This is a genomic window from Acetobacterium sp., assembly GCF_036508315.1.
Classification (GTDB): domain Bacteria; phylum Bacillota; class Clostridia; order Eubacteriales; family Eubacteriaceae; genus Acetobacterium.
The window spans coordinates 63,121-69,499 of record NZ_DATCHP010000057.1 but is presented as its reverse complement, the minus strand read 5'-3'; the positions used below and the strand labels follow the sequence as shown (position 1 = coordinate 69,499).

Below are 6,379 nucleotides of genomic sequence, written 5' to 3'. Positions count from 1 at the left end.
TTAATGTAATGTGTGAATCCAAAAATATCTTTTGCTCTTTCTGCCGTTTCTTCATCTGATAATTTCTTTTCTTCTGGTGTCATATCTTTTTGTGTAGATTTGGCATAAGAATTAAAGATTGCCGCAACACCGAATGTTATTACTAAAGCTGCAATAATTCCCCACATTTTATTCATCTCCTCATAAATTTTGAATTTCAGCAAGAGAATCTTTTGTTAGCCTTTTTACTTTCTTCAATGATTATATCCTTATTCCAGGGAATTAAACATTTTTTGAAAAGTTGTAGTACTTACGCTTTGATTATAATATTGATTTTTATCAAGCATTCCTCCAACTTAAATCAACTCCACAAATCCCTGGTCAATTCCTCAATCTCTTTTTCTCCATTGCATCATGATCTTTTTAATCGAGGTAGAACACACCATCATCATTAAATTTTGTAGTACCTTTTATTACAAATCCAAAGTGATTGTAGATAGTTCCTTCTCCATCCATATCAATCCAACGAGTATCAAGATCACTCTGCGACATAAGGCAATGGCCTACGCAAGCAGGATCATTAAAATACAACTGATAACCATCATCTGTCTTTTTATAACCTACACAGATAATCCAATGCCCCTCTGCAAGATAAGTGTTATGAGTAACATTTCCTCCAAGCGCTTCATCATAATAGGTATCAGTAGCGTTCGGATCAGTCGTGTTATATTTCTCACCCCAAGCCTGAACACACATCATAACTGGATAGCCGGAATCAAGAAATGAAGCCAGTTCTTCAATAGAAATATTCTCTTTTTTCTCAACGGCAACCCCTTCTGATTTAAAATAATCGTAAATCTGCTGAGGTGAAGTGCCATCCTCCGGTGTCGTTCCAAGATCATCCTCATATGTTGAAAGATTTTTATCATAATCATGAGGATAAAGATAATTCATCAACATCTGCACACAAGTTGTGCCACAAGTGTAATTACCGTATTGACGCAAATTCGGGACATCAATGAATTTGTCTGCATCTGTAGTATATCCAATATAGATATCACTTTCAGAGTTTGTTGATTTTTCTTCTGTTTGAGTACCGCAAGCAGCGAGTGCGAATACCATACATAATGCAAGTAGCACTGCTAATTTCTTTTTCAAAAGTAATACCTCCTCGGATTATCTTGTCTACTCATAATAATTCTCATTCATGTTATAAATCGATTATTTTAGATATCCATAATGGTGTCAGAGGTTTATATCAGAAATAGACGACTAATTGTATAATTACATAAAGTTACTGAGCACTACACCAAGAGAAATGAAGACTGTGTGGTTAAATCCATTCCTGTAACACACTGGGTTTAGAATCTACAAATAATTTACTTCCACAAATCCTTTGTGAGTTCCTCAATCTCTTTTTTTCTTTTCTCCGTCTCCTCGGAATCGATGGTGATCTGATCATTCACGATATCAAGCACATCACCCTCTTTGGCTGAACTGGGGATTTTATTTCTCTTTATTCCACACCAACATTGATGTAAACCATTGCTTTTAGCTCACTATTTTATTGATCAATGCGTGAAATAATTGTCTTTTTGTTTGCATATGATAAAATAATACTATGTCTGCGATTTTTATACCATTGGTTAATGGTGGCTTTCCCAATGTCGCCATTTTTTAATAAGAAAATATCTCCAAAAATATTATTTTCCCCAAAAGGAGTTTTATAATCATCATGCCTAAAAGAAATTCGCATTGGAAATTTTGTTAATTTTCCAGTATTTGTTTCTGGATTTACTCTGAAAAAATCAAAAGGATATTGTTTCTCATCTCCACCTATAGGATTGAACTCTAAATCTTTTTCATTAATCCTATTTGATCCGACTGTGGAGCATAAACATTTTGCCTCATCTATAAAATTATTTAAGGATAAAATAATTGACTTAGCTTTTTCTTGATTTTCACCTGAGAACAAATAATATTTTTCGTCATTATTGGGTTCCCGGTTGAGATAAGATTTGTCCATTAATTCCCTATAATTAACACAATATGCAACTACAAAGGATAGGTTAATAAAACTAAATGGTAGTTCTGGGTAGTTTCCCAGTAAAGTTGTGGATTCAACATTGACTTTATGTAGACTTGTTGGTTTCTTATCATTTACTTTAAATTGTTTATTTTGTTTACTTTTTTCTTCTGAACTTTTCTGTACAAGCTTATCATATATTTTCATTATTTTAATTTCTTCAAGACGTGCTTCTTCGTATTGTTCATCATATTCAAGGTATTTCACAAGACGCAAATAGTCTTTTTTCCCCCATGTAAAGTTTGAGTGAGGCATAATCTCGTTTGACTTGCGCAAGCAAGCAATAGCCAAATCCATCCTTCCATTTTTTTTGTGCTCTGTCGCTTTTCTTTGTAATATGTACTCAATATTGTTAATAGGTGAACCCATGCCATTAATTGAGTTGTATTGTGGAATTTGAATATTATTAATATCTTCTATGCTATTAAAACTTGGGATATTACCTTTGTATTCCTGTGTTTTGGGTTTCTTTTTGAATAAATCAATAAATTTCATTTTGTCTCTCCTAACTTGAAATAATTAAAGCTAAGTTTCTTGCATATTATATGCATGTTTGTATTTGACCATCATAAATGGTTAGTCAGTCTCATAATTTCTTTTGATATAAGACAAACTAGACTTTATACTTATTAGTAATTCTTGAATTCTTTTCTCTATAGATTCATCCGGGTAGATAATATTATTTGATTCAAAAGCTAAAAATTCGATAATAGCGACACAATCTTCAATAACCTCAGGTAATCCACTGACTTCATACGACGCATGTTTTGGTGTAAAGTGAATGAATTCATTCCTTAGACGATTTAGTGACTTGATACTTGAACCTTGTTGTGACTTTGAGCTAAACTTCTTACTATGTCCAAACATTAACATTTTATTACTTTTAATACTTTTATATAGATCGAGAAATCTGTCTAATTCCTTGATTGGGTAATTTCCACTACCACTATTAAGTGCTTCTAACCACGCCTTAGCAATACCGTCTTTTAATACATTTAGTCCATTGCTTCCTCTCAAAGCACAAACCATAAACCCTTGTAAGGAATTATGAAGTGTGATGACAGACCACTTCCAATAATATACGTCCTCTAGTACCTTTTCCAAAAATTCAGAGAAAACATCTAATGCTAAAACTGCTTCATTCAATTCATCTGTTCTAATCCAATGATTTTGATTCATATGTACCTCTCAATGTATTTGCTATGGCTAAGATGTGTGGATCTTCTTGCTTTTGATTATACTTCATTGAATAATCATTTTCAATAACCTATCTTATTTTCAATTAATTTGAGTAATTTATCATTTTGAAAAGAAAACGACAAAAAAAACCTGCTACTTTCGTAACAGGTTTCTATCTAACATCATATTTGATGCGTAGTTCTTGGTGGCGGAGAAGGTGGGATTTGAACCCACGCACCGCGTAAACGGCCTATACCCTTAGCAGGGGCACCTCTTATAGCCACTTGAGTACTTCTCCAAATGGTAATTATACATGATTTTTTTATTTAATTATTTGAAGCATTAAATGGCCGAGAGGGTGGGATTCGAACCCACGTGGGCTTGCACCCTAACGGTTTTCAAGACCGCCCCGTTGTGACCGCTTCGGTACCTCTCGCTATTCAAAATGCAAGATTTATTCTACCAAGGAATGGATGTAAAGTCAAGACGTTTTGAGAAATATTATCAAAAACCCGGAAATATTTTCATATTCCCGGGTTTTTATTGTTATATCTTTACAATCCAGTTTAATGTGTCCTTAATATGCCCGGTTTGCACCCCATAAAGGGTGTCGTAGATCTTTTGGGTATATTCTCCGATGTCGCCATTATTAAAGGTCATTTTCTTATCCTGCCAGCCTAAAGTACCAATGGGTGAAATCACTGCGGCAGTTCCTGTTGCAAAAGCCTCTTGAACTTTTCCCTGTTGATAAAGCTCATAGAATTCGTCAATGGTGATGCGGCGTTCTACCACGGTTTCTCCCCAATGCCTTAATAACTCAATCACACTTTTTCGGGTGATCCCACTCAGGATGGTGCCTTCCAGGGAAGGCGTGACAAAAACACCGTCGATTAAAAAGAATACATTGCTGGTACCGACTTCTTCAATGTATTGTCGTTTTTCGCCGTCCAGCCATAAAATCTGCTCATAGCCTTTGGCGTGAACCTTTTCCTGGGCAGCCAGTCCGCCTGCATAGTTACCGCCGCATTTGGCTTCGCCTGTTCCGCCTCGAACGGTTCTGGCATATTCATCTTCAACATAAATGTGACATGGGGCCAGGCCGCCCTTATAATAGGAACCAACCGGTGACATAATAATCATGAACTTGTATTTATTTGACACCCGGACACCGACAAAAGGGTCGGTGGCAAAAATAAAAGGGCGAAGATAAAGTGACGTTCCGATTGACGTGGGAATCCAGTCCTCATCAATTTTTATAAGGGTCTTTAGGGCCTTTAAAACAAAGGCTTCGTCTATTTGAGGGATGCACATACGTTCATTGGAACGATTCATCCGTTTGAAATTTTCCTGTGGTCGGAACAACTGGACCTCTCCATCGGGAGTTTTATAGGCTTTTAAACCTTCGAAAACCTCCTGGGCATAATGAAGAACCATTGCGGACGGCATCAGTTCTATGGGGCCGTAGGGCATAATCGTGGGGTCATGCCACCCTTTTCCTTCGGTATAGTCCATTGCAAACATATGATCTGTAAACTCTACTCCAAAAACCAGGTTTTCTTCCGCTTGTTTTTCTTTTAATTGTGTTGCTTTTAAAATTTTAATTTCCATACTTCCTCCAAAATAAATAGCGAAACATCCACTATTTAAAATTCTTCTATTAAGTATAACAATCTTTGTATACAAAATACAAGTATAAATTGCAAGTCTAATGTTCTTTCTGAAAACAATAAAAAAAGGGCTGGCTTTTATACCACCCCTCTGGACACTTTTAACTCATTATAAAAATCTCAAGGTTTTGTCTTCCCCACTTGATGCATTCATCCTGACTGTTCATATAAATATCAATGATACCGTTAGAAACGGCTCCGCCACGATCTTCTACTACATAAACACCACCAAGAGCCGGAATATATACCTGGGTCCCGAAGGGAAGCCCGCTTCCTGCTGCAATGGTTCGTCCTGCTGCGGGCATGGGTCCTGATGCAGTTCCATTGCCGGTAGCGGTATAAGCGGTGGCACTCACGGTCATTTTGTCCTTAAAGCCACTGTCAAAGTTAATGGATGCTTCGCCATTACCCGTTGGGCTTGACTCAACCTTGACGTTACCGGCTGTAGCGGTAACTTGAACCGTTTCAGGCATTACAATGGTTGTGGCTGGTCCTGTTTCAATCACTTCTTCAGTTGCCGGGGTTATGATATCATCGGAGAGAACTTCACGACTCACTTCAACCCCATTTTCATAGTGAATCCGTTCATTAATATGATTCAGTCCATTTTGTCCAGCCTGAACCACGGTCCGACTCCCAATGGGAAGACTGGGATTCTCTTTGACACTGGCGGTAAAGGGAATCACTTTTTGATTCGCTGATTCCACCGCATTCACACGAATGACTTTTACATCTCCTGTTTGTAATGTAAGAATAGCACTTGACTCGGGAATCACGCGATCATCTTCATCCAGTTGAATATCATATTGTTTCAGTAAACCGGCAATGTCCATTTCATCTGAAAGATAGGGAAGTGTTTTCCCATCAACGATGATATTTCCAGCAGCCTTTGTCTCAATGTTAACTTGGCTGACATCCTTAAATAGGGTTATCAGTGGAACACTGTATTGATATTCTTCACTTACCGGAAGGTTGTTTTGTACGAGAACCTCCTCAAGGGTTTGAAGCAGTCTCCCGGATACCACATATTCCTTGCCATCGACTCTGACCTGTATATCTTTTTCGATGGTAAAGGCAGTGGAAACCCCAACAAGAAGCAGCAGAACTAATGCAATAATTCCAATCCTGATTCTTGGGTTTTTCCTAAGGAAACCCCCTGTTTTTTTTCTATTTTTCATGATTATTACCTCTCAATCCGTCAACGTAATTATAACAACTGGATGCATATTTGTTACACTAAGTTTATCATCGGAGACTTTTTATGTCAAGTTTTTTGTGGTTCAAAAGGGTCCGAATGGTGACTGCTTCCCACTTATCAAGCTTGATTTTCGGCATTTTTATGCTATAATGGGGCCATATGCTAGATATCTTAAACAATGCTTTTTGTTATGGGACTACCGCACAATTTGATAAAAGAGCCTTCCGAGCCCTGTTTCATACTAAAAAAGCACATAAAATAAAGATATAA

General features: G+C 37.0%; 6 protein-coding genes and 2 tRNA genes. All 8 read right to left on the bottom strand.

The window, feature by feature from the left end; translation table 11 throughout:
* Nucleotides 1–402 precede the first annotated feature (402 nt).
* The gene (locus tag VIK44_RS07490; protein WP_331553226.1) at nucleotides 403–1,137 is read right to left on the bottom strand and encodes a C39 family peptidase; all 735 of its coding nucleotides are present in this window, start codon (nucleotides 1,135–1,137) and stop codon (nucleotides 403–405) included.
* 221 nt (nucleotides 1,138–1,358) lie between these two features.
* Nucleotides 1,359–1,499 carry a DUF3006 domain-containing protein gene (locus VIK44_RS07485; protein ID WP_414637065.1) on the bottom strand — a complete coding sequence of 47 codons (141 nt, stop codon included), beginning with the start codon at nucleotides 1,497–1,499 and terminating at the stop codon, nucleotides 1,359–1,361.
* A 44-nt stretch (nucleotides 1,500–1,543) separates the two neighbouring features.
* Complete coding sequence (locus VIK44_RS07480; protein ID WP_331553225.1) at nucleotides 1,544–2,560, bottom strand: hypothetical protein; 1,017 nt, start codon at nucleotides 2,558–2,560, stop codon at nucleotides 1,544–1,546.
* An 81-nt stretch (nucleotides 2,561–2,641) separates the two neighbouring features.
* The gene (locus VIK44_RS07475; RefSeq protein WP_331553224.1) at nucleotides 2,642–3,244 is read right to left on the bottom strand and encodes a hypothetical protein; all 603 of its coding nucleotides are present in this window, start codon (nucleotides 3,242–3,244) and stop codon (nucleotides 2,642–2,644) included.
* 206 nt (nucleotides 3,245–3,450) lie between these two features.
* Nucleotides 3,451–3,542 (bottom strand) — tRNA-Ser (locus VIK44_RS07470).
* A gap of 49 nt (nucleotides 3,543–3,591) precedes the next feature.
* Nucleotides 3,592–3,680, bottom strand: a tRNA-Ser gene (locus VIK44_RS07465).
* A 110-nt stretch (nucleotides 3,681–3,790) separates the two neighbouring features.
* Nucleotides 3,791–4,852: a branched-chain amino acid aminotransferase gene (locus VIK44_RS07460; protein ID WP_331553223.1), complete on the bottom strand. Its 1,062-nt coding sequence runs from the start codon at nucleotides 4,850–4,852 to the stop codon at nucleotides 3,791–3,793.
* A gap of 160 nt (nucleotides 4,853–5,012) precedes the next feature.
* A complete protein-coding gene (locus VIK44_RS07455) occupies nucleotides 5,013–6,089 on the bottom strand; it encodes a G5 domain-containing protein (RefSeq protein ID WP_331553222.1) in 1,077 nt (358 codons plus the stop codon).
* Nucleotides 6,090–6,379: the final 290 nt, after the last annotated feature.

Excerpts from the sequence above, each read along its gene's own strand:
- VIK44_RS07480 (WP_331553225.1), bottom strand. The coding sequence starts at position 2,560 with ATGAAATTTATTGATTTATTCAAAAAGAAACCCAAAACACAGGAATAC.
- VIK44_RS07475 (WP_331553224.1), bottom strand. The coding sequence starts at position 3,244 with ATGAATCAAAATCATTGGATTAGAACAGATGAATTGAATGAAGCAGTT.
- VIK44_RS07460 (WP_331553223.1), bottom strand. The coding sequence starts at position 4,852 with ATGGAAATTAAAATTTTAAAAGCAACACAATTAAAAGAAAAACAAGCG.
- VIK44_RS07455 (WP_331553222.1), bottom strand. The coding sequence starts at position 6,089 with ATGAAAAATAGAAAAAAAACAGGGGGTTTCCTTAGGAAAAACCCAAGA.